A 26,045-nucleotide genomic window follows, 5' to 3' on the forward strand; every position below is an offset into this window, starting at 1 on the left:
CGACAAGCCGCGACACCACGCGTACACCAGGACAGACCATCAGAAAGGCACCGCCCATGACGATCAACCGTCGTCACGCCCTCCTGCTGGGCGCGGCACTGACCGTGTCACTCGCCGCCACCGCGTGCGGCTCGTCCGGCGGCTCGGGCGACGGCGGGGGCGCCAGCGCCACCGCCGCCGCGTCGCAGGCCGTCTCCGACGCCGACCTGCAGAAGGCGCTCGACGCCGGCGGCACCCTCACCGTCTGGGCGTGGGAGCCGACGCTCAAGCAGGTCGTCGCCGACTTCCAGCAGAAGTACCCCAAGGTCAAGGTGGACCTGGTCAACGCCGGCACCGGCAACGACCAGTACACCGCGCTGCAGAACGCGATCAAGGCCGGCTCCGGCGTGCCCGACGTGGCGCAGATCGAGTACTACGCGCTGCCGCAGTTCGCGCTGTCGAAGGCGGTGAGCGACCTGAGCGCGTACGGCGCGGGGACGCTGGAAAGCACCTTCACCCCGGGCCCGTGGAACTCCGTGCACGCCGGCGGCCCCGCCGTCTACGGGCTGCCCATGGACTCGGGCCCGATGGCGCTGTTCTACAACAAGGACGTCTTCGACAAGCACGACATCGAGGTCCCCACCACCTGGGACGAGTACGTCGCCGCCGCCGAGAAGCTGCACAAGGCCGACCCGAAGGCGTACATCGGCAGCGACAGCGGCGACGCCGGCTTCACCACCAGCATGATCTGGCAGGCGGGCGGCAAGCCGTACACGGTGGACGGCACCGACGTCACCGTCGACTTCGCCGACCCCGGCACCCAGAAGTTCACCGCGACCTGGCAGAAGCTCATCGACGGCAAGCTGCTCGCCTCCGTCCCCGGCTGGACCGACGCCTGGTACAAGGGCCTGGCCGACGGCACCATCGCCACGCTGGTGACCGGCGCCTGGATGCCGGCCAACTTCGAGTCGGGCGTGAAGGCCGCGTCCGGCAAGTGGCGGGTGGCGCCCATGCCGCAGTGGGAGGCCGGCGGCAAGGTCACCGCCGAGAACGGCGGCAGCTCCCTCGCCGTCCCCGAGGCCGGCGCGAACAAGACCCTCGCCTACGCCTTCGTCAAGTACGCCACCGTGGACGAGGGCGTGCAGACCAGGATCGACGGCGGCGCCTTCCCCGCCACCACCGCCCAGCTGCAGGACCCCGCGTTCAAGGACAAGGAGTTCCCCTACTTCGGCGGCCAGAAGGTCAACCAGGTGCTCGCCGAGTCGGCCGGGCAGGTCGCGCCGGGCTGGTCGTACCTGCCGTTCCAGGTCTACGCCAACAGCATCTTCAACGACACGGTCGGCAAGGCGTACACCTCCGCCACCACCCTCCAGGACGGGCTGAAGGCGTGGCAGGACGCCTCCATCAAGTACGGCCAGGAGCAGGGCTTCACCGTCAAGTAGCACGACCAGCAGGACAGGAGCAGACGTTGCAGGTGGAACACGGCCGCCGGTGGGTGCGCTGGCCCTCGGAGCCGGACAGGGCCAGGCTGGGGTTCGGCGCGGACTACAACCCGGAGCAATGGCCCCGGGAGGTGTGGGACGCCGACATGCGCGCGATGCGGGCGGCCGGGGTGAACATCGTCTCCCTGGCCATCTTCTCCTGGGCGCACCTCCAGCCCGCCGCCGACACGTGGGACTTCACCTGGCTCGACGAGGTGATGGACCTCCTGCACGCCAACGGCATCGCGGCCGACCTGGCCACGGCGACGGCCTCGCCGCCGCCGTGGCTGACGGCCGCGCACCCGGAGATTCTCCCGGTGGACCAGCAGGGCCACACCGTGTGGCCGGGCGCCCGCCAGCACTGGCGCCCCACCTCGCCGATCTTCCGCCGGTACGCGCTGAGCCTCGTCGAGGCCCTGGCCGTCCGCTACGCCGAGCACCCGGCGCTGGCCGCCTGGCACGTGTCGAACGAGCTGGGCTGCCACAACGTCTACGACTACTCCGAGGACGCCGCCACCGCCTTCCGCGACTGGCTGCGCGCCCGCTACGGCACCCTCGACGAGCTGAACCGCGCCTGGGCCACCGCGTTCTGGTCCCAGCGCTACGGCGACTGGGCGGAGATCCTGCCCCCGCGCCTGGCCGCGTCCTACCCGAACCCGACGCAGCAGCTCGACTTCAAGCGCTTCTCCTCGGACGCGCTCAAGGACCACCTGCGCGCCGAACGCGACCTGCTGCGCCGCCTGAGCCCCGGCGTCCCGATCACCACCAACTTCATGGTGATGGGGGAGACCAAGGGGATGAACTACGCCGACTGGGCGGGCGAGGTCGACTTCGTCTCCAACGACCACTACGTGCTGACCGGGCCGCGGGCCCAGGACGAGCTGTCGTTCTCGGCCAACCTCACCGGCTCGCTGGCCGGCGGCCGGCCCTGGTTCCTCATGGAGCACTCCACCAGCGCCGTCAACTGGCAGCCGGTCAACCTGGCCAAGCGGCCCGGCGGGATGGCCCGCGACTCGCTCACCCACGTCGCCTACGGCGCCGACGCCGTCTGCTTCTTCCAGTGGCGGCAGTCGGCCGGCGGGGCCGAGAAGTACCACTCGGCGATGGTGCCGCACGCGGGCGAGGACAGCGACGTGTTCAGGTCGGTGACCGACCTCGGCGCCACGCTGGCCGCCCTCGCCCCCGTCGCCGGCAGCCACCGCTCGCCCGCCCGCGCCGCGATCCTGTTCGACTGGGAGTCGTGGTGGGCGTCCGAGCTCGACTCCCACCCCACCTCGCTGCTGCGCTACCGGCAGGAGGCGCTCGACTGGTACTCGGCGTTCCTGGGGGCGGGCGTGCGGGCCGACGTGGTGCCGGTCGCCGCCGACTTCTCCGGCTACGACCTGGTGGTGGCGCCCATCCTGCACCTGGTGCCCGCCGCGCTGGCCGGGCGGCTGGAGTCGTACGTGGCGGGCGGCGGGCACCTCGTCACCACGTACTTCTCCGGCATCGTGAACGAGGACGACCGCGTCTGGCTCGGCGGCTACCCCGGCGCGCTCCGGGACCTCCTGGGCATCCGCATCCAGGAGTTCGGCCCCCTGCTGGACGGCGACACCGTGGACCTCGATCTCGGCGTCACCGGCACGTTGTGGACCGACCGCATCGACCTGGCGGGCGCTTCGGTGCTGGCGTCGTACAAGACGGGCGACCACGCCGGCCGCCCCGCGATCACCCGCCACCGCACGGGGCCGGGAACGGCGACCTACGTCTCGACCCGCCTCGGCCCCGACGGACTCACCGCCCTGCTCCCCACCCTCCTGGAAACCGCCGGCATCACCTCAGAACTGCCTGCCGGCCTGCCCGGCCAGATCGAACTGGCCATCCGCACCGACGGAACACACTCCTACTGGTTCCTCATCAACCGAGGAGACCGCCCGGTGGACGTGTCGGCAGTGCCCGGCGACCCCCTGACCGGCCCTTCACTGGCCCTCGACGCGACCCTGGCGCCGGGCCAGGTCCGCATCCTGCTGCGCCGGTGATGTCACCTTTCGTACGGTCTTCCCAGAGTCAAGCGGGCGCCGCCCTCGATCGAGCCCAGCGGTGGAGAGGGGCGGCGGAACGGCGCGAATAGATTACCGCCCGAATCGTCGGGTGGGAATGCGCGAAAAAAGCCCGGATGGTTCTCGAACCGGTTATGGGCGGCACTTATAGCCCTGTGTCGATCGAGAAATAGCGAAAAGCTGTCATTTATCTTGTCAAAGTTGCATGGTGCGCAGAAAGTGAGGGGTGACCAGGAACAACTACGACCGATGGAGGAACGGTGAACCGACCCGTCAGCGGGCTCCGGCGTGTCCGGCCGACGATCCGGCGCGCGTTATCCGTGGCTCTGGCAATTGTCACCCTGGCATTTGTCGCCGTACCGTCGGCCGCCGCGCTGACGCTGCCCACGCCCAAGGAATTCGTGTCGTACCTCGACCTCGAGTGCTTCAAGACCGACTCGTACCAGCCGCCGGCCGTCGAGCTGACGCTGCGGCACCTCAACCCGGTCCTCGACGGTCTGCCGATCGAGCAGGTCACCCTGGGCGCGCGCGAGCAGCTGTGCGTGCCGGTCGCCAAGAACAACGTCATCCCGCCGTCCGGGGCGCTGGACTTCATCAGATTCGTCGACCTGGCCTGCTACCGGGTCGTCACCCCGGCAACCGGCAAAGGGCTGGTGCTCAGCCACCTCAACCCGGTGCTGCAGGACCTGCCTCGTACGCAGGTCGCGCTGAGCAGAGCACAGCAGATGTGCGTCCCTGTGGCGAAGAACGGCGTCGTTCCGCCAGATGAGGTCCTGCGACTGGTCCAGCACATCGACCTGCTCTGCTACGGAATCACCCCGAACGCCCCGATGAACCGGGCACTCAACCTCAGACAGCTGAACCCGGTGCTGACCGACCAGATCCCCCCGGCGACGGTACGGGTGACCGACGCCCGCCAGTTGTGCGTACCGATGCTGAAGCGCGGAGACAACATTCCGCCGGAAGTGCTTGAGGTCGTGCGCTGGGTGGACCTGGAGAAGTTCGACACGATCGCTCCGGCCATCACGCCGGTAACGCTGAGCCTGCGGCACCTGAACCCGGTGCTGGGGTCGCTGCCGCCGGAGCGCGCGACCCTCACCGGCGCCGTGCAGTTGGGTGTGCCCGTGGCGAAGAACGGACAGCTACCGCCGGGGTGAGCGCGCCGCCGGTGAGGTAGGTTCTGGCCGGGCACCTACGGGGGTCCGGCCAGGCATACGGGGCCGGTCAGGTGCCCCGGACCATCGAGCGATCACTCATCATGCGGCATCGACCGGCCAGGCCACGGCGCGTTCGACCACGGCCCCGCCAGCGCCGTTAGGCGTCTTGTCGGGCGGGCCGAGGGCGGCCACCTGCCGCGGCCCACGGGCGGTGTACCGGTGGTCCGCAGGTCATTTCGCTGGCGGTGCAGCCCGGCATGAGCGCGCACGCCACCGAACTGAGGAGAGACCGCGCGGCAGGCGTCACCTCCGGAATCGTCAATGACTTCGCCGGCGGACGGCGACGACCGACCGCCACCCACCATGGCAGCTGTGATGCGCCGGCCATCAACGCGCCGGCGGCGGATCCGCACCTCGTCCAAGGGCCATCGGCTGCGGTCATCACTTTCGCGTCACCAACGCCCGGTCAACCCGGCACGCGCCCGCATCCGCGCCTGCGGGAAACGCGCCGTCGCCACCTTGCAGACCTGGAAAGTCCTGACCCGGCTGTGCTGCTCTCCCCTCAGGGCCGATGCGTTCTCGGCCCATGGAACGCGCGGCGCGTTGGGGCAGGGCGCTTGAGGGGGGCCGCCGTCGCCGAGCTCGGAGTCCTGGAATGCCGATCTGGGTGAGTGCCCCCGGCAGGATTCGAACATGCGGCACCCGCTGTCGGAGAGAGGAGGTTTCTTCGCCTGTACCGGCATCTTGGGCTGCGCAATTATAGTTCATACCATTGTCCTCAGCGATTCCTAGGATGCGCCGATTCGACCAGTACACGTATCTCCCGATGTCACCGTTGCGCAACTGGCAGCTCCTCGCTCTGATCTGCCGATCTCAGCACCTCTTGATCGAGGGCAGAACAGTAGAGTACGCGTCGATGCTCATGGTGTGCGTTCGCCGCTCGGGCGGTGGGCGCTCAGTAGATAGCCGCATGCCTGCTGACCTTTTATTCACATCCGCCGAAGGCAATTCAAGCCCGGCACATCTTCGATGCCGTTCCAAAGTAGATCGCAAGCGGGTCCCTGATTCATAGCGGTAGGGATCTCGGTGTAAGGCATGCCTGTACAGCACTGATACAGTCCTTCGTCAGCCGCATCAGTACGGACGGTCCGGGTGAGCACGGTTGTACGCCATGAACATGCGCAGGGATTCGGCCGTCCTCCATCTCGTAGCGGTTGCGCTGGGCCCATTCACGAACCTCAGCGGATCCCCGCCGACCACTCGGTGGGGTCGCGATCCCCTGGACGAGAACGCTTATCACGGAGGTCCTTGATTGGCAGTTCTTTCGGTAGATTCGGCATCCCATCGTCCCTGACGCTGATGCCGCCGGCAGGCTGCGTGACCGCAGGCGTGGCTGCGACCGAGCAAGCAGATGGATGACTCCGAGGGGGCCCGCCCGCTCATGTTCAACCCCGAGAGGATGCACTATGATTTGTAGACGCTCTGCTCGATTCGCTATTACAGCGATAGTACTGGCAATCCTCATCGCCGAGATCGTCCATTATATCGCCGACGAACCTGGGCGATTTCGCGAAGTTTACAGGGGTGCCGTTCAAACGGCATATCCCGAATATTCCATCGAGCAAAGTTCATATGCCAGAATTGATCCAATCTCAACCGAATTCTCAATGGTAGCGTTCCCCTATGGAAGTGGAAGGAACGATCAAACGCCACACAATATCTTTGGCGAAGTATCCGTAAATGCGATGAGGCGCGTCCACACACCATCGCTTCCCGACACGAACATGACAGCCCTGCTCAGATCATTCAACGGCGGGAACGGAACCGACGAGGCCGCAAAAGCTCATGCTAAGAATGCGTTGGACGACCTATCGGAAAACGCTTATGCGAACGCGATAATTGAGCTGACCATCCCTATGGGCGAGCGGCAATTAACGGACAGTTTCGGTGAATTTTTTGAGATTCGCAGTGACGCAGTCTTTCTTTTTCTTTCCAGTCGTGCAGAGGGAATGAAGAAGCCCGTCTACTGGCGGGCGTGCGCGGTTTACGCAGTTGATTGCAAAAAGCTCTCCAGCATCGAGTTGTATCGCCGATGGGTGTCCCGCATCATATGGCTGGACCGAATTGGTTTTAGGCAACTGGGTCTGAACGTCGACCAGTTGCAGCGGTCGGCGCAGGAGGGACGCATCTACGGCCTGCTCACATACGGCTTCCCCAAGCCGGCATTGTTAGAAATATTGAGCCACCCAGAAGTCCGCGCCATACGAATCGCCAGAGCCTGGGAACTCGACGACTGACCTCGAAGTACACGTGAGCACGGTCCTGGACCGGCTGCCGTTGCGGGTGTTACCCGTCTGGTTGCCGGAGCGTTCGTGCTCGTCGTGCTCGAGATGATCGGTGATCTGGCCCTCCAGCACCAGCTTGGCCAGCCGGCCCAGCAGCCCCGTTCTCACCCACCAGCTCCACTCCTTCGGCTCGCGCCTGGTCAACCAGCTCCCGATCCGTCGAGTTTGTCCGGCTTCTTGCGCGCCACCGCGGCGTCCTCCGCGACGCCGTTTTCATGAAGGCGAAGGGGCGTCAGAGAAGCAGCTCGTGTCCGAGCGAGAGGTCTTCGTCGTCGATGACGTTGCGCTTGATCCATGTGGAGTAGAGGACCCCGTCGGCCGTGCACTTGTTGTAGAACTCGTTGGTCGTCAGGGTGTGTTCGGTGGTGTGCTTCTTCGGGTTGTGGCCGCAGTCGGTGAGGAAGAAGTTGTAGTGAAGGCCGGACCGGCTGAGGCGTGCGATCGATGCCTTGGTGTTGGCTGCCCAGTCGTCGATGAACGCGTCGGTCTTGGTTGATGTGCGGTTCAGTGCGGCGCCGAAGCGGGTGAGGGTGTCGTCGTAGAGCGTGTTGGCGTGCAGGTACTTGATATTGCGCGCGGCCTCGTCGGAGCGGTGAAGGAGCGCGTCCTCGTAGAGGTCGGTGCCGATGTCGAAGCCCAGGGTTTTTGCGCTGTCGGCTTTCCAGATCGTGTCCACGATGTCGCGCCAGCGCTCGGTGACGACTCCGACGCCGTCCGAGAGGCAGTAGAGCTTCGAGTCTGTGTAGTGGTCGGCGATCTGCGGGGCGTAGAAGGCGGAGGCCCATGCGCCGGCGCTTTCGCCGGAGACCAGAACCTTGTCGGCTTCCGGGAAGTTGGCGTAGACCCAGTCGAGGACGGCCGTTGCGTTGTTGCGCCCGTTGTGGTGGACCGTGATGGTCTTGCCATTGTGGGAGTAGGTGTTGCTGGTGTCACCGACGTGCAGGTCCCCGGTGCTGTAGGGGACGAAGACGAAGTTCCAGTCACGGAAGGCGTTGGTGGTGTCGCGGCGGTCGGCCATTCCGGCGAGCACGGCGGGGAACAGTGGGGTCAGCGAGTTGAAGTAGAACATCTGCAGCTCTCGCGTGTAGCCGCGCACGACGCCGAGGAGCGTGATCGGACGGGCGGCGGTCTCACCGTCCCAGCAGGCTCCGCCACCGTAGAAGTGGATCACGAGGTTGCTGGACGTGCCGCGCCGGACGAACATCCGGTACGCGGAGCCGTCGGCGCTCACGGTTGTCCTCCCCAGGTCGACGGTGTGCCATTTGGTGTCCGCGACCTCGCTGAGGCTGGCCACGTGGCTCGGGCGGCCGAAGTAGATGAAGTACACGTAGAGGAGTCCCAGTACGAGTACGGCACCGATCGTGGCCGCGGTCGCCGCCGCGTTCGTGTAGAGGCCGAGGGCGACCGAGGCGCAGATGACTGCGGCGACAGTCCACTTCGCTGCTTTCATGCGTTTACCGCCTGTCCGTGTCGTGGGGGTGTGTGTTCGGTGAGGTCTTGGCAGAAGGTCGGTCGAAGAGGGTGAGGTCGATGGACTGGGCGAGGGCGGCGTAGCCGGCGTCGTTACCGTGGAGGTTGTCGCCCATGTGCAGGTCGTCGCGGATGCGGCTGGGGTCGGCGGGGTCGCGCCAGACGGCGTCGAAGTCGAGGACGGCGTCGAAGGCGCCGCTGGTGCGGATCCAGGTGTTGATCTGCTCGCGGGCCTTGTCGCCTTCGGGGCTGTACATGTCGGAGTCGCCGTAGGGGGCGATGGTCGCGGCGTACACCTTCGCGCCGTGGGTGCGGGCGCGGGCTGCGGCCTGGAGGTGGGCGGCGATGATGTCGTCGACGCCGACGGGCTCGCCGGGGAACATGGAGAGGAAGGCGGCGTTCTCCTCGGTGCGCGGGGCGTAGGAGAAGACGAGGTCGTTGCCGACGGCGATCACGACATGAGCCAGCCCCGGTGTGGCGAGAATGTCGCGGTCGAAGCGGGCGAGGGCAGCGGCTCCGATGCCGTGGGCGAGCAGGCGGTTGCCGCCGATGCCCTGACTGACCACGCACCGGGTCGGGCTGCTGTGGGCGTGTAGGCGCGCGGCGAGCAGGTCGGTCCAGCGCCGGTCGGTGCCGGGTGTGGAGCCGATGCCGTCGACGCGGGAGTCGCCGAGCACGGCGATGGCCCGGGTGGGGTCTCGGGCTGGACTTCCACGGCCGTGAGCAGGGCCTGCGCCGCAAGAGGCGTGGCGTCGGCAGGCAGCGCGACGTGTTCGGTGGTGTCGCCGGGCGCGAGCCGGCCGAGGGTGTGGAAGGTGCCGTGGCAGGTGGCGGTGTCGACACGGCCCCTGCGGTGAAGCACCCCAGGTACGCACCCACGCGGGGGTGTGAGGGGCGGCGGTATGGATGGTGGTGTTCATGGTCGTTTCCCTTGGCTGGACGGTTGCATGGAGGTGTTCAAGGCCGCCTGTGACAGGTGAGTCCGGCGGCCGGGTTGATGTCCTTGCGTGCGGCAGTCGTCGTGTCCGCGTCGGGCGGGCCGCGGGGTACGTGCGCTGCCGCCGGCGGAACAGAGCAGCCGCTGTCAACGGCACAGGACTCGTGAGGGCAGCAGCGTTAGCTTCACTCGCGCTCTTACTATACCGGGACTACTTTTACCGTCAAGGTAGAAAGAGTCCGAGGTTATGATGGGGAGATGGTGGATGCAGAACCCCTAGGGCGGCGTGAGCGCAAGAAGGCGGCGACGCGGGCGACGATCCTGGAAGCGGCGACGGCGCTGTTCCTGGAGCGGGGTTTCGATGCGGTGACGGTGCGTGAGATCGCGGACCGGGCCGACGTGACGCCCAAGACGGTCTTCGCGCACTTCCCGCACAAGGAAGCGCTCGTCTTCGCGGACGAGAAGGAGCGGCACGACCGGTTGGTGGCCGCCGTCCGGGACCGCCGCCGGGGTGTCTCGGTCTCTGACGCGCTCAAGGCGCACTACTTGGCGGAGATCGCCGCGCTGAGGACGGAGCCGCAAAGCCGGATCCTCGCGCTGATGGACGGCACGCCGGCGCTGATCGACTACGCGGAGAAGATGTGGCTGCGTCACGAGGATGCGCTGATCGCCACGCTCACCGAGGAGTTCGGTCTCGCCGAGCCGAGCGAGGAGATCCGCTTCTACGTGCGCTTCGCGCTGCAGATCCAGCTCATGGCGGTTCGCGAACCTGATCCGGAGGCGTTCGTCGAGACCGGTTTCCGGTTTCTCGACCAGGGCTGGGCCCACTACGGCAAGGGCGGGCGCTAGCTCAGCCCGTGTCGGTGCCTTCCTGTGCTGGTGCACTGTGGTTCACCGGCCTTCGGCTCGGGAGCCCCCCTGTGTGGTGCGGAGTGCTCGGTTGCGGCACCGCCTTGTTCTCGGGGCGGCGCCGCAGCCTGTGCGCAGGGGATGCCGTGGGCTCTACCGGTTCGTGGCGCCGAACCAGCGTGCGGCCGCGTTCTCGAACTCCGCAGGGGCCGGGGCGTGTTCGCTGGCCCAGGCCACGACGCCGTCCGGGCGCACGAGCAGGGCGGTGAAGCCGAGGTTGTTGCGCACCGGGCCGGCGGCGTACTGGATCCGGCCCTGCCACTGCTGCGCCGTAGGGCACAGTGCCTGATCGACGGTGAAGTCCAGCACGACGCCGTGGCCCGTCCGCAGGAGCTCACCGAGCCGGGTGCCGTCCTCGAAGCAGAAGTCCGGGGCGCTGCTGCCGACCAGCGGGTGACCGTCGCCCAGGTCGTAGTGGTGGAACAGGCCGGAGGTGCGGCGATAGACGTGCGTGGTGCCGTCGGTGGTGCGCATCAGGTCGTGGATCAGCCGGCGCAGGGCGGGGGCGTTGGGGCCCGGGTCCATGGTCGCCACCTGAGCGCGGGACCAGTCCAGGATGGCGGCGCCGATGGGGTGGCGCTCGGTGGTGTAGGTGTCGAGGAGGCCTTCGGGCGCGGTGCCGTGCAGGGTGGCGGCGAGCTTCCAGCCGAGGTTCATGGCGTCGCCGATACCGAGGTTGAGTCCCTGGCCGCCCAGCGGTGAGTGGATGTGGGCGGCGTCGCCGGCGAGCAGGACGCGGCCGTTGCGGTAGGTCGTCACCTGCATGGCGCGGTCGGTGAAGCTGGAGGCGAGGTGCACCTCGTCCAGGGTCACGTCGGTGCCGGAGACGCGGCGCAGCACGCTCTGCAGATGTTCGCGGGTCAGCGGCTTGGAGCGGTCGAAGGTGCCGCCGTCGAAGTCCATCATGCCCAGGTGCCCTTCGAGGGGCGTGCGCAGGAACATCCCGGTCTCGGTCAGGTTGAAGCCCATGGGCAGCCGGTCGGGGTCGGCGAAGGTGACCTTGGCGACGTAGCCGGTGAACAGGGGGTCGGTGCCGACGAAGTCGAACCCGGCCAGCCGGCGCACCGCGCTGCGGCCGCCGTCGCAGCCCACCAGGTACTGCGCCTGGTACTGCTGCCCGCCCGCGGTGACGACGACGCACTCGTCGTCCTGGCTCACCACGGTGACCGGGGCATCCCGGACGATCTCCACACCGAGGACGGAAGCCTGCTCGGCCAGCACGGTGACGACCGCGTCCAGGCTCGTCATGAAACCTTCCATCGCCGGGCTGGGCAGCCGGTAGGGCAGGACGGCGGTATCGACATCGGCCGCGTCCAGCGTCATGCCCGCGAAGTGGCTCAGTTCCCGCGGATCGGGCGCCTCGACCGCCTCCGGTTCCGCGCCGACCTTTTGCGGATCGGCGCCGGACACCTTCATGACCGCTTGGAGCAGGCCGCGCCGGTAGAACGTCTCGGCGGATCCGGCGTTCAGGCCCCGCAGCCCCAGCGGAAGCTCCTTCAACGGCGGGTGCGGGTCCTGGTCCCGCTCGAGGACGAGGACGGAACAGCCGGCCAGGGCCAGCTCGCTGGCGGTGAACAGCCCGACCGGGCCGGCCCCCGCGACGATGACGTCATGCATGGGAGGTGTCCTTTCTCAGAACCCTGCCTGGGACTGCCCGGCGAGGGCGTCAGCGCAGACGGGTGAGGCCGTCGAGGATGACGGCGATGCCCGTGAGGAACTGCTCGCGGTCGTCGTGATCCCTCATCTGGCCGACGATGGCGTGCATGAACGGATGGGTCTCGGGCGCTAGCTCCTGCCAGCCCGCTGAAGCCGCGCCGAGGTGCTCTTCGCGGCCGGCATCGCCGTCGATGCCGGAGGCGTCCCCTTCGATGCGAACCTTCTGGCTGACCGCGCCGAGGATGTAGTCCCTGAGCGTGGAGGCCGCGTCGAACCAGCGCTCCTGCGGCACGCCGAGTGCCTGCACCTGCCGGCCGATGCGCTCGAAGATGCCGACCGTGACCGGCCCGGCGGGGTTGCGGACGATCTGCAGGGTCAGCCGCGTGGCCAGCCACGGGTGAGCGGTGATCGCGTCGAACAGGGCCAGGGCGGCCACGCGGATCCCCTCGGCCGGTGTGGACGCCGCGGGAGCGGGCGCCGCGGCCAGCGCCGCCGTCACGACCGTCTCGGTCGCCGCGTCCAGCAGATCGTCCCGCTTGCCCACGTGGTACGCGATCGCCCCCGCCCCCGTCGACAGGCGCTCACTGAGCGCCCGCACGGTCAACGCACCCTCGCCGCCCCCGTCGAGCAGCTCGATGGCGGCGGCAATGATCTGATCCCTGGAAAGCACCTGATTACGCCGCCCTGGGCGGCGGGTTGGCGTTGTCATGCCTCCATGGTGACACATTTAGTGCGCTGTGCCAATTTGGTGCAACACACTAAAATGGTATAACGTCCCATTTGGGCACGCCGCACCAACTAAGGTGCGCGGCTGCATCCATCCAGTTCAGAGGGAATCGTCATGAAAACTGTCACGATCATCGGCGCCGGGCTCGGCGGCCTCACCCTGGCCCGCGTCCTGCACGTACACGGCATACCGGTCCAGGTCTACGAATCCGAAGCCTCGCCCGATGCGCGGGCACAGGGCGGCATGCTCGACATCCACGACTACAACGGCCAGCTCGCGATCGAAGCCGCCGGGCTCGGTGACGCCTTCCGCGCCATCGTGCTGGAGGGCCGCCAGGCGATGCGGGCACTGAGCCCGGACGGAGCCGTGCTGTTCGAGAAGGCCGACGACGGGCAGGGCGGCAGGCCCGAAGTCCAGCGCGCGGACCTGCGGCGGATGCTGCTCGACGCACTTCCCACTGGCACGGTGAGCTGGGGCGCCAAGGTCACCGGTGCCCGCAGCCTCGGCGAGGGCCGCCACGAGGTCACCTTCGCCGACGGCCGCACGCTCGTCACCGACCTGCTCGTCGGCGCGGACGGCGCCTGGTCGAAGATCCGCCCACTGCTGTCGGCGGCAACCCCGGCGTACGCCGGCGAGTCGTTCGTCGAGACGTACCTGTACGAGGCCGACACGCGGCACCCGGGCGCCGCGAAGGCGGTCGGCGGCGGCTCGATGTTCGTCCCCGCACCCGACCGTGCCATCACCGCGCACCGCGAACGCGGCGACACCCTGCACGCCTACATATCCCTCACCAAACCGCTGGACTGGTTCGACCAGATCGACTTCACCGACTCCGCCGCGGCCGCCACCCGCGTCGCCGCCGAATTCGACGGCTGGGCCCCGGAGATCACCGCACTGATCACCGACAGCGACACCCCGCCCGTCCTGCGCCCGCACTTCGCCCTGCCCGACGGACACCGCTGGCAGCGTACGCCAGGGGTGACCCTGATCGGCGACGCCGCACACCTGCAGGCCCCCAACGGCGAGGGAGCCAACTGGGCCATGTGCGACGGCGCCGAACTCGCCGACGCCCTCGCCGCTCACCCCGACGACTTCGAAGCCGGCCTCGAAGCCTACGAACAGGCCCTGTTCGCCCGCATGAGCCAGGCCGACGACGTGATGAACCAGCACCTCGAGGAGACCTTCGGCGATGACATCCCGGAAGCCCTGCGGGCGCTGATGCCCGAACACCAGCAGGACAACTGAGCAGGACCAGGCTGATGGGGCCGCATCTTCGGCACCGACGTGGCGCTGACCGGCGTCGTGCTCGCCTCCATCCTCACCGAGTGGTGGCGACGGTGAGCCCGAGGCCGATCAGCGCGATGCCGCCCGCACCGCCGATCATCGACGGGCGCCGGTCCCAGCCGGCGAACCAGGCGCGGGCCGCCGAGGCGCCCAGGCCCTTGGGTTCGTGGCACCGACCAGCAGGCCGTCCAGGACGGTACGCAGATCACCGCGCCGCTCGTCCCCCCGGTCGTCAGGTCGGCGCGCAGCCGGCCGCGGTGACGCAACGCGTGGACGCCCAGGTATACGAGGTAGACGGCGCCGGCCAGCTTCACGGCGGTGAACACGGTGGCCGAGCCCTGGGACCACGGCGCCGATGCCGAGGGCGACGGCGAGGACGAGGGCGTAGCAGCCCAGGAGGTTGCCCAGGACGGTGGCGAGCGCGGCGCGGCGGCCGTGGGCGAGGGCGCGGCCGAAAACGAACAGGACGCTCGGGCCGGGTATCGCGATCACGACGAGGGACGTCGCGGCGAATGCCAGAAGACTGTCGGCACTCACCATGGGCCTGGACTTGCTCGACTGCGCAGCCCAGCCGGTGAAGGACTGCGCGTGCGAGCTCGCGGAGGAGGTGATCACCTTTGCAGCCTCGGAGAGTTCTTCGCAACCGTCGCCTGAACTCACCTATCTACTGGCCGGACCACCCAGCAAGGTTCTCAACCTCAGCGCGCAGGCGGGAGACGCCAGCGCTGTCGCCGGCATAATAGGCCAGTTCCAGCTCGCCCTTGGCGTTCGGGGGCAGACTGCACTGGGCCACCGGCCAACGCTGATAGCCGGGCTTGACCTCCAAACGCATCTGCCCCAGCGCCCAGTCATACAACCGCTCGTCTTTGGCGCCGTGGCAGCAGGAGAGGCACTTTCACGCCTCGGCGGGGGCCTGAGCGATGACGGTGCCAGCGCGTTCCCTGTCCCAGCCCGCGGAGACCGACTGGCTCTTGGGCACGGCCACCGCGTAATTGGAATGGTGTTCTTCCGGAAACGGCGGAACGGGAAGCTCGTCGCTGCGACAAGCTTGGATCAGCGGTCGATGGCGGCCATGTTGTCTGCGTCGTAGCGTTCTCCGGTGGCCGGGGGCAGGGCGTTCAGGCGAGCGAGGTGGCCGGCGGTGAGGTTGATGTGGTCGGCGGCGGTGTTCTCCTCCAGCCGGGCGACTCGCTTGGTGCCGGGGATGGGCGCGATGTCGTCGCTCTGGGCGAGCAGCCATGCCAGGGCGACCTGTGCGGGGGTGGCGTCGATCTCGGCGGCCACGGCGCGGACCTCGTCGACGATGCGCAGGTTGCGTTCCAGGTTGCCGTCGGCGAAGCGGTGGTTGGTGCGGCGCCAGTCGTCGGTGTCGAGGTCGTTCAGGGAGCGGATGCCGCCGGTCAGGAAGCCGCGGCCGAGCGGGGAGTACGGTACGAAGCCGATGCCCAGTTCGCGTAGGACGGGCAGGATGTCGGCCTCGGGGTCGCGGGTCCACAGGGAGTATTCGGATTGGACCGCGGCGATCGGGTGCACGGTGTGAGCGCGGCGGATCGTGGCGGGGCTGGCCTCCGACAGGCCGATGTGGCGGATCTTGCCTTCGGTGACCAGGTCGGCCAGCGCGCCGACGGTCTCTTCGATGGGTGTTCCGGGGTCCACCCGGTGCTGGTAGTAGAGGTCGATGTAGTCGGTACGCAGGCGCTTGAGTGATCCCTCCACGGCCAGGCGGATGGTGGCCGGTGTGCTGTCCGGAGCCGTGCCACCGGTGTGGGAGATCAGTCCGAACTTGGTCGCCAGCACGACCTCGTCTCGGCGCCCTTGTACGGCCCGGCCGACCAGCTCCTCGTTGATGAAGGGTCCGTACGCCTCTGCGGTGTCGATATGGGTGACCCCGAGGTCCAGAGCGCGGTGGATCGTGCGGATGGACTCGTCGTCGAACTGGCCGGCTCCGGTGTAGAACGCCGACATCCCCATGGCTCCGAGGCCGATGCGCGAGACTTCGAGGTTGCCGAGCGAGACGGTTTTCATGGCGCGGACTTCCCTTCCCATCAGTTAAGTACCGATTGGTCCAGAACTCTATCGCACATCAAGACCGATCGGTACTTAACTGCCTTCGTCGAAGACGACCACTGGTCGGCGTAGATCTGTACCGACAGGTACGCTTATGGCATGGGTGACTCCAGCAGGGCCGTCATGGGCCGGCCTCGGGAATTCGACATCGACCAGGCGCTGGAACGCGCGATGCGGGTGTTCTGGGCCCGAGGGTACGAAGGCGCGAGCCTCGCCGAACTGACCCGCGCCATGGGGATCACCAAGACGAGCATGTACGCGGCCTACGGCAACAAGGAGCAGTTGTTCCGCAAGGCCCTCCAGCGCTACGGCGCGGGACCGGCCGCCTATGTCACGCGCGCCCTGGAGGAGCCCACCGCACGGGCCGTGGCCTTGGCGTTTCTGCGCGGAGCGGTCTGCACCACGACCTCTCCTGACGGCCCCTCCGGATGCCTGGCCGTACAGGGTGCGCTGGCGTCGAGCGACGAGAGCCGGCCTATCCACGACCTGCTCGTCGACTGGCGCAACGACGCGGGCGTCCGCCTTGAGGAGCGCTTCCGGCGTGCCGTCGACGAGGGTGATCTTCCGCGTGACGCCGACCCTCGGCGGCTTGCCCGGTTCGTCATGACGGTGGGTTTCGGCATCGCCGTGCAGGCCGCCAACGGCCTCGGTCCTGCTGAGCTCGATGAGATCGTCGACGCGGCGATGCTCGGCTGGCCCGTATAGCGGCCACACCCCTTCGCTGGACGAGTGGTGACGGTACGAAGAAAACTTCGGTACCGTCTGGAACAGAAGTGGTGGAGCAGCGGTTCCTCCCCCTGCCGACGTACCGCGACAGAAGAGTCGAGAGCCGTCGCGAAACACCGAGTCCGGCCCTGGCTCCAGGAGGCTGAAGAAGGAGATCATGTCCGACACCGACCTGCGCGCGTTCTACCTGCCCTACATCGGGGCGCTCAACGCACACGAGATCTCCCGCATGGACGAGTTCATCAACGACGAGACCACCCTGAACGGCGAGCCCGGCACTCGCGACCAGGCCATAACTGTGCTGAACGACGACACCGACGCGGTACCGGACTTCCACTGGGAGCCCCGGGAGATCGCGGTCGATGGTGATCGCCTGGCCGCCCGTCTGATCAACACCGGCACGCGGGCCAAGGAGTGGCTCGGCGTGGTTCCCACCGGCGCCTCGTTCGAGATCGTCGAGTACGCCATCCACCAGGTTCGTGACGGGCGGTTCGTGCACATGACGGCCCTGCACGACGCCGAGACCCTGAGGCGGCAGCTCGGTGCCTGACCCCCGTAAGCCGATCGGCGTCGGCATCGTCGGCCTGAGCGCCACCGGAGGCTGGGCGGCCGGGGCTCACCTGCCCGCACTGAGAGCCGTCGACGGGATCGAGCTTCGCGCGCTGGCGGCGAGCTCTGAAGCCTCCGCCCAGACCGCGGGAGCGGCGTACGGCGTACCCGCGTACACGTCGGTCGAGCAGCTCGCCGGCGACGCGAACGTCGGCCTCGTCGTCGTCGCCGTCAAAGTTCCCCGGCATCGCGAACTCGTGCTGCCCGTGCTGAAGACGGGAGTGCCGGTGCTCTGCGAGTGGCCGCTCGCCGCCGACCTGCACGAGGCCGAGGAGATGGAGCGTGCCGCCGGGACGACGCGTACTTTCGCCGGTCTCCAGGGACGCTCCTCGCCGACCTTCCGCTGGCTGGCCGACCTCGTGTCCGAAGGATTCGTGGGGGACGTGCTCTCCGCCACCGTCGTGGCGTCTTCGACCGAATGGGGCACTCCGGTGTCCCCGGACATGGTCTACACGCTCGACCGCAAGCTCGGGGCCACGATGCTGACCATCGCCTTCGGACATGCGATCGATCTGGTGTCGATGGTCGTCGGCGAGCTTCAGGACGTGGTCGCGACGACCGCGACCCGCCGCCGCCAGGTTCCCCTGGGGCGAACCGGGCAGGTCGTTCCGATGAGCGCCGAGGACCAGATCGCGATCTCGGGCACCGTGGCGGGCGGGGCGATCCTGTCCGTCCACCACCGTGGCGGCGCGGCATCGGGTGCCGGCTTCTCTCTGATCATCGACGGCACGGAGGGGAGACTCGACGTCACCGGCGCCGAGTTCCCCCACATCGGTCCGGTCACGGTACGTGTCGCACGCAGCGGCGGCCGGCCTACGACGGTCACGCCGCCCAGCGGCTACGACGGCTACCCCGCCCTGACCGGCACCGTGATCCACAACCTGGCGCACGCCTACGCCGCGATCCGGGACGACCTCGTCCACGGAACGACTGTCGCCCCAGACTTCACCCACGCCGTCAAGCGCCACCGGCTTTTGGACGCGATCGCACGCTCCGCCACCACAGGCCAACGCCAAACCCTCCACTCTTTCGACAAGTAGAAGAGCCCCTAGTAGAAGGGTTGTCACGCAACCGCCTGGCGCCACATCCGCGAGGCCTAACCGGCGATCGTCAGGCCGGTCAGCCGCTCCACGTGGTCGACGTACGCTGACGGAAGCCCGTACAGCAAGGTCGCCGTCTCCGGGTCCTGGATCACGGGCAGTGCGGCCACCGCGTCCGCGGCCAGGCCCCGGCAGTAAGCGATGGTGTCGGCCGTCATGCGGCTCTCCCGCACCTCGCGCAGCACCTCCGTGACCTGCTCGTCGGTCATGCCCGGGCCCAGCCCGCCTAGGTCGATCCCCGACATGAGCAGCGGCAGGCTGTAGACGCCCTGCCGCAAGTCGTTCCCGGTCGGCTTACCGAGCTGCGCGCTGGTGGCGGTCAGGTCGAGCAGGTCGTCCAGCACCTGGAAGATCAGCCCGAACTTCTCACCATACGTCGCCATCCGCGCCCTGTCCTCGGCCGGCGCGTGCGCGCACACCGCCGCGACCAGGCAGCTCGCCCGGAAGAGCGCGGCGGTCTTGCCGGTGATCGACCGCAACGCGCTTTCCCGGGTACGGCCCGTATCGAACAGGCCGGCCGTCTCCAGGTACTGCCCTTCGGCCAGCTGCACCACCGCCGCCGCCAGCACCTCCGCCACCGGCCTGGACAGGTTCACGATCGCCGCCAGCCCGGCCCTGGCCAGCATGAAGTCCCCGATCACCAGCGCCTTGCCGTCCCCCAGTTCGGCGTTGAGCGTCCTGGCGCCGCGTCGCTCGCTCGCGCGGTCTATGAGGTCGTCGTGCACGAGCGAGCCCGCGTGGATGAGCTCGATGCACGCGGCGGCCGTGATCACCCGGCGGTCGGGAGTCTTGCCGAGGGCTAGGGAGGCGGCCAGCGTCATGGCGGGCCGCAGCCGCTTGCCGCCGGCCGCGACGACATGCCCGGCGCCCGCGTTGATGGCGGGCAGCGCGGAGGAGCCGCTCAGCCGCCGGATCCTGGCTTCGACCTTGGTCAGCCCGGCGGCGATGGCAGGGCTGCACAGGAGTTGATCCATACGCTCCAGCCTGCGTCGCGGTGGCTGTGTGACACCTGAGAGACCCTGAGGAGCCTCTCAGCACGGCCTTCTCGGCGCGTTGTCAGTGCGCAGTGATGCCTGGTGTGAGCGAGGACCTTATGTCGTCGTCTGCGGGAAACGCCGGCGACGGGGCGATCAAGGCAAGTCGCCGTCCAGGAAGCGGCTGGAGCTGGCCAGATGAAAACGCTCCTCCACAAGGAGCTGAGGAGTGGCCTATACAGTTCTGGCCGTCGCAAGGCTTGGACTCCAGGCTCACTGAAGCCCCTCGTAGAACAGAGCAGCCGCCGAGCATCCGAAAGAACCTCGAGACCATGCCCAGTACTCTCATGTGACGCTCCAGCCTGTTGATCGCAGCCCTGGACGAGAGTCAACTGCGACAGCGCTTTGTGGAAGCGTTGTGGTGTGCGGAGACGCTCCGCCTGGCCGACGCCGGCCTGGTCAAAGCCCACGACGGATGGCGGGTCGCCGACCGCCGGTGCCTGCCCGAAAGCTCAATGGACCTCATCACGGCATCCAGCACCAGGCGCCGCGCACGTGCGCTGGTGGGCTCTCGATGGGCCCGACGACGTGGCGAACGGGCTGTGCCTGTGCGCCATCCACCACAAACTGTTCGACAAGGGCGTCATCGGACTGACCGCTGAGCGCCCCATCGCCGTCTCGGCCAGGTTCGTCGGCCGCTCGCGAGTCGTCCCGGGACATGGTGCTCTCCCTGGCGGGTACGCCCGCCCGACAGCCCTAGCCCGGCCTGGACCAAGTCGAGCAGGGCCACATCGGCTGGCACAATCACCAGGTGTTCCGCACGTCAGCCCCAAGCCGCGCGAAGGGATGGCGATCGCGGACCTGTGCGGACTCGTCCGGCTCGTCAAACGCAAGCTGAATAACCAGGGCCGAGGGCATCTTGCCTCATTTCACAGCACATGCATCGCTTTTCAGCCGTGGATTCAGGCTCAGGACCTTGGTGTGCGATTTCTTCTACTGAGACTCCGTGCTATTGAATGTCCGTACTGCCTGGTCGTCATGGGGATTTGCGGCGGATGGCATGATGGAGCGCGACGATACGGCCCAGGGAGTGGAACACTTGACAGTGGACTTTTCCGTGGTTGATGGCGTCTGCACCACGTTCACCACCCACGACGACATTGGTTGTCGTGTCGCTGGTCGGCGCAGTTTCTCTCACGGTGGGCTACCGTTCGCTGGAGGCTCTCACCTCTAGTACTCCAGTGACATTCTGGTGTCTTGGGGCGTTGAGATCGCATGGCGACGGCCACCGCGTGATCATTCGGAGTTTGTGAAGACGATCAAAGATCGTGCGGTGGCCGCGAACCGCAGCGTAGACCCTGACGGCTGGATGGTCATCTGCACCAAGTTGCCGATTGACGCACGGTCTGGGTGGACGCGGTTTTCGGCTCGGCCGGTGGCCGGCAGTGGCGAGACTGCCATGTGGAGCAGAAACAGCCACGGGGGGCCTGAAGCCTGAATGAGGCCGGGCGGAGCTATGGTGCCCCGCCCGGTCCCGGGGTTTGGTCAGGTGGGTTGGTTATGGGCAGTTGCCGATATCGCTTTCGGAGGAGGCCAGGACGACGTTGGTCTTGGCCAGGCCGAGGGCGTTGACGGTGAGGTGGACGGCGTTGACGGTCAGGCCTGCGTCGGGGGTGGTGAAGGGGATCTGCTCGTTGAGGACGAGCTTGACGACGCCGACGTTGACGGTGGTGTTGGGTGCGATCTCGGTAGGTTCTGCGATGACCACCGTGTTGCCGACCTTGAGGAAGGCGATCGTGGTGGTTCCGCTGGATCCAGCGCAGGTGGTGGTGGAGCTGGAGTTGATGGTCTTGACGGTGATCACGGGAATGCCGGTGATCCCGATGGTGGTGTCGTCGATGGAGGCGGTGGCCACGGACTTGCCGGGGAATGCCGTGGTGGCGACCTGGGCGCACAGAGCGTGCCCGGTGATCAGTCCGCTGAGGGTGGCGGTGCAGGGCACCGAGGTGGTTTCGGTTGAGGTGGTGGAGATGTGGCCGGTGTCTGGGGTGGGCGCGATGTTGACCAATTGGATGCCGGCCAGAGAGGCGTCAGCGGCCAGGCCGTAGGCCCGTCCGGTGAGCTGCTGCGGCGTGACGATGACTTCTTCGTCGCCGCACGGTGAGGTCACAGAGTTGTTGTGGGCGTCGCCGCTGTAGGTGGCGGTCCACCGGTAGGTGCCGGCCGCGCCGATGGTCACGTCGCCGGATGCGGCGGTGCCGGTGCCGGACACCGTCCCTGTACGAGTCTCGATCGGCTCCGCACAGTCGGTGTCACCGGGCGCGAACAGCTGGAACGTGACGGTGCCTGTCGGGTGGTACCCGCCGGACAGGGTCGCGGTATCGGAGACCTTTCCGCCCGCGGGCACCGTGTCCGATGGCGTCGTGGCGATCGACGGAGTCGCCTTCGGGACGTGTTCGGTGATCGTTTCAGTGAAGCCTAGTGACAGGACGCCGTTGAGCAGGAAGTCCACCTTGCAGGTGATGGTGCTTCCCGGTACGGCTCCGGCGCCGATGGAGACGGTCTCGGTGAAGGCGGCATCTTCGCCGCTGGTCACCGTCCGGCTGTCCGGGGTCAGGGACACCGACAGGTTCGGGTCGCAGTCGCGCAACTGGTGGGTGACCGTGACCGGCAGGTTGCTCAGGGCCGCCAGGATGGTGTCGCTGACCTCCGAGGAGTCGATGCCGGAGAACAGCTGTCCACCCGTGGCGTTGGTGATCGCGGTCGCTTGCCCGGTCGAGTCCATCCCGGCCAGGTCGAACGCGAGCACGGTGATGTCGGCTGCCTGCAGGGCGCTGATCGCGTCCGCCAGCGTATGGCCGTTGCTGGGATCATGGCTGGGGGCGTCCCCGATCAGCAGCACGATCCGAGAGCTGTTCGGCCTGAAGTCGACAGCCCCGGACGCGACCTCGAACAGGCCATTGATGCCGTCCTCGGGGAAGTCGCCGCCGCCCGACGCGACCAGCGAGTTGAGACCGTTGGTGACGTCGGTGTCGTCGTCGGTGAGGTTCTGCGCCACCCGGAACGACGTCGCGTCCGCCACGTCCTTGTACTCGGCGACCGCGAACTGCGCGTCCGGCTGCGCCGAAGCCACGTTGGACAGGATCGCGTTCGCATTGGTCTGCACGTTCGAGATGACCCCGCCCATGCTCCCTGTCGTGTCGATCAGGAAGGTTATATCCGGTTTGGGTGGGATCACCGGAGTCGAGACGGTCTTGTCGATCTTCGTCGATTCGCCCGGGTCCAGGTTCAGCGTCACGTCCGCCGGGGTGACCCCAGGATCGGCGGACGCCGTCCCTGCCCCGGCCACCAGCATTGCACCGGCCATCGCCACGCACACGGCAGCCTTTAATCGTCGCGTCATTCTCACGGTGTGATTCCTTCTGTGTGGCGTTATGCCATAACGGATTTTGGGATCGCTGGCCGTGCAGAATTCCTGTGACTACGTCATACGGAATGCCCTCTCCTCACGTATTGGCGCGACAGGATACGATGTCGCATTGGTTGACACCCTCGGTGACTTTTCAGCGCCGGCCGTGATCAACGAGGCGAGGTGTGGCCACGGTCATAGGGTGACTGGTTGGCGAATCGTTGTAAATAGGACACTTACGGAAAGTCCCCCGGGTGGCCGCAGTCGGCCACTCCTTGCCGATGGGAGACTCCCACGAGAAGTGAGCTTCGCCAAGATCCTTTGGGTGTGCCCGATGAAATGAATAATTCTCAGATTGTCGCCTTCAAAGGGCGGCCGTTTTCGGTTCCTCCGGACTGTGTCCCGCACGAAAATACGGTCTCGCGCTCTTGACTGCGCCTTTTGCTGCATGAATCGGGGCAGCGGCTGCGACCGGACCTGCGCGAGCACAACTGCACCCTGGCCACGTCCGGATGGGGGCTGATCGTGCTGGAACGGGCGCGTCCCCAAGGGACGAAGGGCTGGACCGACAACGGCCGGACCCACGAGTCACCGCCCGCTCAAGCACCGGGCAGACAAGGAGACCCGCGAGGTACCGATCCCGCCGGTGCTGGTGGCCAATCTGCGCAAGCACATTGCGGCGTACGGCGTGGCAGACGACGGCAGGCTCTTCCGCACGACGACCGAAGGCTCGTACTCCAGCAGTGAGGCTTTTGCGTGCGCCCGGCAGGGCAGGAGGTGAAGCCGTGGCATAGCGGCTGATCTTTTGTTCGTAAGCTCGTCGTCGCTTGCCGGTGGAGGTCCGGTCCGGGTAGCCGCCAGGAGGCCCGGTAGCAGGCTGGCGGCTTCGTCCGGAAACGGGCGGGGTCGAAGCCCAGCGTCAAAAGCCCTGTAAGGGGGAGCGACGGTGCGGTCCGTAGCATGAAGCGAAGCCTGCGGCGTCGTTACTCAGCCCGCCCCCGTCGGGGTGGGACGAGGGAGTGCCGAGCCTCTCGAAATCGGGGCGAAGGCCGTGGACGCGGTGAAGAGCCTGGAAGCGCAGCCGTAAGGGACTCCCCGGCGTATGGGGCGCGGAACGCACCGATAGTGGCGGCGGGAACTGGGAGGCCCTCCCCGGCCCGGCAACCTGCGGATGATCGTGTTGCCGGAGCGTCGCGTCCTATAACCGATGGTCTCGGGAAGTGGACGTGTGCCGGGTGGGCGTCGGAGGCGGCCGTAGTACCGCTATCAGCCGGCCGGACAACACAACCGGCGGCGATGGGAAGGGCCGCTGCTTCGTCGATGCGCAGCGACTGACAGGGAGGGGCCCGGTGAGTGCCGGCCAGGCTAGTCGCGCCGCTTTGGGATCACGGGATCCACGGGTTCCGCGTGATCCGGTCCGTGCCCTGCAGCATGCGCTCTACCGGGCGGCCAAGGCCGATCCCGGGCGTCGGTTCCACGCGCTGTTCGACAAGGTCTTCCGCAGAGACGTGTAGCGGCGTGCGTGGGTGGCGGTGCGCCGGAACAACGGCGCGCCGGGCATCGACAACACCACCCTGGCCGAGGTCGAGGAGTACGGCATCGACCGGCTGCTCGGCGAGTTGGCTGAACAGGTGCGGCAGCGGCGTTATCGGCCGTTGCCCGCGCGGCGGGTGCTCATCCCGAAGCCGGGCAGCGGCGAGATGCGGCCGTTGTCGATCCCCGCAGTTCGTGACCGCATCGTGCAGGCGGCATTGAAGATCGTGCTCGAGCCGGTCTTCGAGGCCGACATGGCCGACTGCTCCTTCGGGTTCCGGCCCAAGCGATCGGCTCATGATGCGTTGCAGGTGCTCATCGATGAGCGGCAGCGGGGACGCCGCTGGGTGGTCGAGACGGACATCGCCAACTGCTTTTCGGCGATCCCGCACGAGGAGTTGATGCAGGCGATCGAGGAACGCATCTGCGATCGGCCGGTGCTGTCCCTGCTGCGGCAGATTCTGCGCAGCGGGGGTCTGGCCGCCGATGGGCAGGTGCGGCGCGAGGCCACCGGGACACCACAGGGCGGCGTGATCTCGCCGCAGCCATGCTCTCCATCATGGACATCCTCCCGGGGGCGAACCCCTGATCTCGGATGTCCGTCAAACCGGATCAAGCCCAGTTCTGGAGAGCGCGCGCCCGCAGGCTACGAAGCGCTGGACCGACTCGGGGCAGACTCACGAGTCCCGCAGTCTTAGGCATCGCGCGGACAAGGAGACGCGCGAGATCCCGATCCCGCCCGTCCTGGTGGCCATGCTGCGCGAGCACGTCGCGGAGTTCGGCACCGCCGAGGACGGGAGGATCTTCAGCACCGGAACCGGCGGCACCTACTCCAGTTCAGCGCACTCGTACGTCTGGCAGGAAGCCCGCAAACTCGCCCTCACTCCGGCTCAGGTCGCCTCGTCGCTGGCCGCTCGCCCGTACGACCTCCGCCACGCCGTGGTGTCGCTCTGGCTGAACGCCGGCGTCCCGGCTCCCGAGGTTGCCAAGCGGGCCGGACACAGCGTGGACGTCCTGCGGTCACGTCCACGGACGTGGTGTATAAATCGATCTTCGCGTGATCCTGTTTTTGCAGGTTAAGCGGTAAGTGTCTGCGGGAGTGGGTTCTGGGCCGGTGTGTCGCCGGTGATCAGCCGGACGCGGGCTTTGGCAAGGATGTCCAGGCCCATGTAGCGGCGGGCTTCGGTCCATTCGTCGGTCTGCTCGGCCAGTACCGCTCCGACCAGCCGGATGATCGCGGCGCGGTCGGGGAAGATGCCGACCACGTCGGTGCGGCGGCGGATCTCCTTGTTCAGCCGCTCCTGTGGGTTGTTGGACCAGATCTGGCGCCAGGTCTCGCGGGGGAAGGCGGCGAAGGCGAGCAGGTCCTCGCGGGCGGCGTCCAGGTGCTCGCACGCGGCTGGGTACTTGGCTTCCAGGGCGTCGATGACCCAGGCGTGCTGGGTGCGCACCTGCTCGGCGGTGGGCTGGTCGAAGATGGTGCGCACCAGGGTGGCCACCCACGGCTGCGCCGACTTGGGGACGGTGGTGAGCAGGTTGCGCAGGTAATGGAGCCGTAAAGAATCAAGGTGTCGATTCTGTGGCACGTGGGATGTCGTCGTGCGGTGTGATGGCGTTCAGGAGCGCGTCGGCGCTGGAGTATC

Annotated in this window: 20 protein-coding genes and 3 pseudogenes; 14 read left to right on the plus strand and 9 right to left on the minus strand. The window is 67.5% G+C overall.

What is annotated here, in order from left to right:
- Window positions 1-56: 56 nt before the first annotated feature.
- The 5 genes and pseudogenes from AB0K28_RS08895 (at window position 57) to AB0K28_RS08915 (ending at window position 6,953) form a co-directional block, all read left to right on the plus strand.
- Window positions 57-1,421 (plus strand): sugar ABC transporter substrate-binding protein, encoded by a 1,365-nt coding sequence (locus AB0K28_RS08895; protein ID WP_364366908.1) that lies wholly within the window; start codon window positions 57-59, stop codon window positions 1,419-1,421.
- A gap of 32 nt (window positions 1,422-1,453) precedes the next feature.
- Window positions 1,454-3,478 (plus strand): beta-galactosidase, encoded by a 2,025-nt coding sequence (locus AB0K28_RS08900; RefSeq protein ID WP_364366992.1) that lies wholly within the window; start codon window positions 1,454-1,456, stop codon window positions 3,476-3,478.
- A gap of 281 nt (window positions 3,479-3,759) precedes the next feature.
- Window positions 3,760-4,656 carry a hypothetical protein gene (locus tag AB0K28_RS08905; protein ID WP_364366910.1) on the plus strand — a complete coding sequence of 299 codons (897 nt, stop codon included), beginning with the start codon at window positions 3,760-3,762 and terminating at the stop codon, window positions 4,654-4,656.
- Window positions 4,657-5,061: 405 nt separating this feature from the next.
- Window positions 5,062-5,277 (plus strand): annotated as a pseudogene (locus AB0K28_RS08910) (hypothetical protein); the annotation flags it as partial.
- 845 nt (window positions 5,278-6,122) lie between these two features.
- Window positions 6,123-6,953 carry a hypothetical protein gene (locus AB0K28_RS08915; RefSeq protein WP_364366913.1) on the plus strand — a complete coding sequence of 277 codons (831 nt, stop codon included), beginning with the start codon at window positions 6,123-6,125 and terminating at the stop codon, window positions 6,951-6,953.
- Here the strand turns inward: AB0K28_RS08915 and AB0K28_RS08920 are convergent.
- The 3 genes from AB0K28_RS08920 to AB0K28_RS08930 form a co-directional block, all read right to left on the minus strand.
- The gene (locus tag AB0K28_RS08920) at window positions 6,885-7,109 is read right to left on the minus strand and encodes a transposase (RefSeq protein ID WP_364366995.1); all 225 of its coding nucleotides are present in this window, start codon (window positions 7,107-7,109) and stop codon (window positions 6,885-6,887) included. The genes AB0K28_RS08915 and AB0K28_RS08920 overlap by 69 nt on opposite strands.
- 124 nt (window positions 7,110-7,233) lie before the next feature.
- Window positions 7,234-8,451: a pectin acetylesterase-family hydrolase gene (locus tag AB0K28_RS08925; protein ID WP_364366916.1), complete on the minus strand. Its 1,218-nt coding sequence runs from the start codon at window positions 8,449-8,451 to the stop codon at window positions 7,234-7,236.
- A 4-nt stretch (window positions 8,452-8,455) separates the two neighbouring features.
- Window positions 8,456-9,148 (minus strand): GDSL-type esterase/lipase family protein, encoded by a 693-nt coding sequence (locus AB0K28_RS08930; RefSeq protein WP_364366919.1) that lies wholly within the window; start codon window positions 9,146-9,148, stop codon window positions 8,456-8,458.
- Between the two features lie 518 nt (window positions 9,149-9,666).
- Here AB0K28_RS08930 and AB0K28_RS08935 point away from each other — a divergent pair.
- On the plus strand, window positions 9,667-10,257 hold the full coding sequence (locus tag AB0K28_RS08935; protein ID WP_345402489.1) for a helix-turn-helix domain-containing protein: 591 nt from the start codon (window positions 9,667-9,669) through the stop codon (window positions 10,255-10,257).
- A 153-nt stretch (window positions 10,258-10,410) separates the two neighbouring features.
- On the opposite strand, the gene AB0K28_RS08940 is transcribed toward AB0K28_RS08935, so the two are convergent.
- Together AB0K28_RS08940 and AB0K28_RS08945 are read right to left on the minus strand one after the other, a co-directional pair.
- Entirely contained in the window at window positions 10,411-11,934 is a 1,524-nt protein-coding gene (locus tag AB0K28_RS08940; RefSeq protein WP_364366923.1) for an FAD-dependent monooxygenase, read from the minus strand.
- A 49-nt stretch (window positions 11,935-11,983) separates the two neighbouring features.
- The gene (locus tag AB0K28_RS08945) at window positions 11,984-12,682 is read right to left on the minus strand and encodes a helix-turn-helix domain-containing protein (protein ID WP_364366925.1); all 699 of its coding nucleotides are present in this window, start codon (window positions 12,680-12,682) and stop codon (window positions 11,984-11,986) included.
- A gap of 132 nt (window positions 12,683-12,814) precedes the next feature.
- Between AB0K28_RS08945 and AB0K28_RS08950 the strand changes: the two genes are divergently transcribed.
- Both AB0K28_RS08950 and AB0K28_RS08955 read left to right on the plus strand, forming a co-directional pair.
- Window positions 12,815-13,945: an NAD(P)/FAD-dependent oxidoreductase gene (locus AB0K28_RS08950; RefSeq protein ID WP_364366928.1), complete on the plus strand. Its 1,131-nt coding sequence runs from the start codon at window positions 12,815-12,817 to the stop codon at window positions 13,943-13,945.
- A 357-nt stretch (window positions 13,946-14,302) separates the two neighbouring features.
- Window positions 14,303-14,638, plus strand: coding sequence for a hypothetical protein (locus AB0K28_RS08955; RefSeq protein WP_364366931.1), 336 nt, complete (start codon window positions 14,303-14,305; stop codon window positions 14,636-14,638).
- Between the two features lie 399 nt (window positions 14,639-15,037).
- On the opposite strand, the gene AB0K28_RS08960 is transcribed toward AB0K28_RS08955, so the two are convergent.
- Complete coding sequence (locus tag AB0K28_RS08960) at window positions 15,038-16,009, minus strand: aldo/keto reductase (RefSeq protein ID WP_364366934.1); 972 nt, start codon at window positions 16,007-16,009, stop codon at window positions 15,038-15,040.
- 141 nt (window positions 16,010-16,150) lie between these two features.
- On the opposite strand from AB0K28_RS08960, the gene AB0K28_RS08965 reads away from it, so the two are divergent.
- From AB0K28_RS08965 to AB0K28_RS08975, 3 genes are all read left to right on the plus strand, one after another.
- Entirely contained in the window at window positions 16,151-16,756 is a 606-nt protein-coding gene (locus tag AB0K28_RS08965; protein WP_364366937.1) for a TetR/AcrR family transcriptional regulator, read from the plus strand.
- 178 nt (window positions 16,757-16,934) lie between these two features.
- Window positions 16,935-17,327, plus strand: a complete 393-nt coding sequence (locus AB0K28_RS08970) for an ester cyclase (RefSeq protein WP_364366939.1) — start codon at window positions 16,935-16,937, stop codon at window positions 17,325-17,327.
- Entirely contained in the window at window positions 17,320-18,426 is a 1,107-nt protein-coding gene (locus AB0K28_RS08975; RefSeq protein ID WP_364366942.1) for a Gfo/Idh/MocA family oxidoreductase, read from the plus strand. Before AB0K28_RS08970 ends, AB0K28_RS08975 begins: the two co-directional genes overlap by 8 nt.
- Window positions 18,427-18,482: 56 nt before the next feature.
- Here the strand turns inward: AB0K28_RS08975 and AB0K28_RS08980 are convergent, their stop codons facing one another.
- Window positions 18,483-19,460 carry a polyprenyl synthetase family protein gene (locus AB0K28_RS08980; RefSeq protein ID WP_364366945.1) on the minus strand — a complete coding sequence of 326 codons (978 nt, stop codon included), beginning with the start codon at window positions 19,458-19,460 and terminating at the stop codon, window positions 18,483-18,485.
- 546 nt (window positions 19,461-20,006) lie between these two features.
- On the opposite strand from AB0K28_RS08980, the pseudogene AB0K28_RS08985 reads away from it, so the two are divergent.
- A pseudogene (locus tag AB0K28_RS08985) lies at window positions 20,007-20,358 on the plus strand (HNH endonuclease); the annotation flags it as partial.
- Window positions 20,359-21,018: 660 nt separating this feature from the next.
- Here AB0K28_RS08985 and AB0K28_RS08990 read toward each other — a convergent pair.
- Window positions 21,019-22,827, minus strand: coding sequence for a vWA domain-containing protein (locus AB0K28_RS08990; protein ID WP_364366998.1), 1,809 nt, complete (start codon window positions 22,825-22,827; stop codon window positions 21,019-21,021).
- A 1,568-nt stretch (window positions 22,828-24,395) separates the two neighbouring features.
- Between AB0K28_RS08990 and AB0K28_RS08995 the strand changes: the two genes are divergently transcribed.
- Window positions 24,396-25,100, plus strand: a complete 705-nt coding sequence (locus AB0K28_RS08995) for a reverse transcriptase domain-containing protein (protein WP_364366948.1) — start codon at window positions 24,396-24,398, stop codon at window positions 25,098-25,100.
- Window positions 25,101-25,155: 55 nt separating this feature from the next.
- The gene (locus AB0K28_RS09000) at window positions 25,156-25,482 is read left to right on the plus strand and encodes a hypothetical protein (RefSeq protein ID WP_364366951.1); all 327 of its coding nucleotides are present in this window, start codon (window positions 25,156-25,158) and stop codon (window positions 25,480-25,482) included.
- Here AB0K28_RS09000 and AB0K28_RS09005 read toward each other — a convergent pair.
- Window positions 25,479-25,958 (minus strand): annotated as a pseudogene (locus AB0K28_RS09005) (transposase); the annotation flags it as partial. The gene AB0K28_RS09000 and the pseudogene AB0K28_RS09005 sit on opposite strands and share 4 nt — an antisense overlap.
- Between the last annotated feature and the right edge of the window lie 87 nt (window positions 25,959-26,045).

This window comes from Nonomuraea sp. NPDC049504, assembly GCF_040676845.1.
Lineage (GTDB): Bacteria > Actinomycetota > Actinomycetes > Streptosporangiales > Streptosporangiaceae > Nonomuraea > Nonomuraea salmonea.

Bases quoted from the DNA above. Each gene is read 5' to 3' on its own strand.
- AB0K28_RS08895 (WP_364366908.1), top strand. From the start codon at position 57: ATGACGATCAACCGTCGTCACGCCCTCCTGCTGGGCGCGGCACTGACC.
- AB0K28_RS08915 (WP_364366913.1), top strand. From the start codon at position 6,123: ATGATTTGTAGACGCTCTGCTCGATTCGCTATTACAGCGATAGTACTG.
- AB0K28_RS08925 (WP_364366916.1), bottom strand. From the start codon at position 8,451: ATGAAAGCAGCGAAGTGGACTGTCGCCGCAGTCATCTGCGCCTCGGTC.
- AB0K28_RS08935 (WP_345402489.1), top strand. From the start codon at position 9,667: ATGGTGGATGCAGAACCCCTAGGGCGGCGTGAGCGCAAGAAGGCGGCG.
- AB0K28_RS08940 (WP_364366923.1), bottom strand. From the start codon at position 11,934: ATGCATGACGTCATCGTCGCGGGGGCCGGCCCGGTCGGGCTGTTCACC.
- AB0K28_RS08945 (WP_364366925.1), bottom strand. From the start codon at position 12,682: ATGACAACGCCAACCCGCCGCCCAGGGCGGCGTAATCAGGTGCTTTCC.
- AB0K28_RS08950 (WP_364366928.1), top strand. From the start codon at position 12,815: ATGAAAACTGTCACGATCATCGGCGCCGGGCTCGGCGGCCTCACCCTG.
- AB0K28_RS08960 (WP_364366934.1), bottom strand. From the start codon at position 16,009: ATGAAAACCGTCTCGCTCGGCAACCTCGAAGTCTCGCGCATCGGCCTC.
- AB0K28_RS08965 (WP_364366937.1), top strand. From the start codon at position 16,151: ATGGGTGACTCCAGCAGGGCCGTCATGGGCCGGCCTCGGGAATTCGAC.
- AB0K28_RS08970 (WP_364366939.1), top strand. From the start codon at position 16,935: ATGTCCGACACCGACCTGCGCGCGTTCTACCTGCCCTACATCGGGGCG.
- AB0K28_RS08980 (WP_364366945.1), bottom strand. From the start codon at position 19,460: ATGGATCAACTCCTGTGCAGCCCTGCCATCGCCGCCGGGCTGACCAAG.
- AB0K28_RS08990 (WP_364366998.1), bottom strand. From the start codon at position 22,827: ATGGCCGGTGCAATGCTGGTGGCCGGGGCAGGGACGGCGTCCGCCGAT.
- AB0K28_RS09000 (WP_364366951.1), top strand. From the start codon at position 25,156: ATGCTGCGCGAGCACGTCGCGGAGTTCGGCACCGCCGAGGACGGGAGG.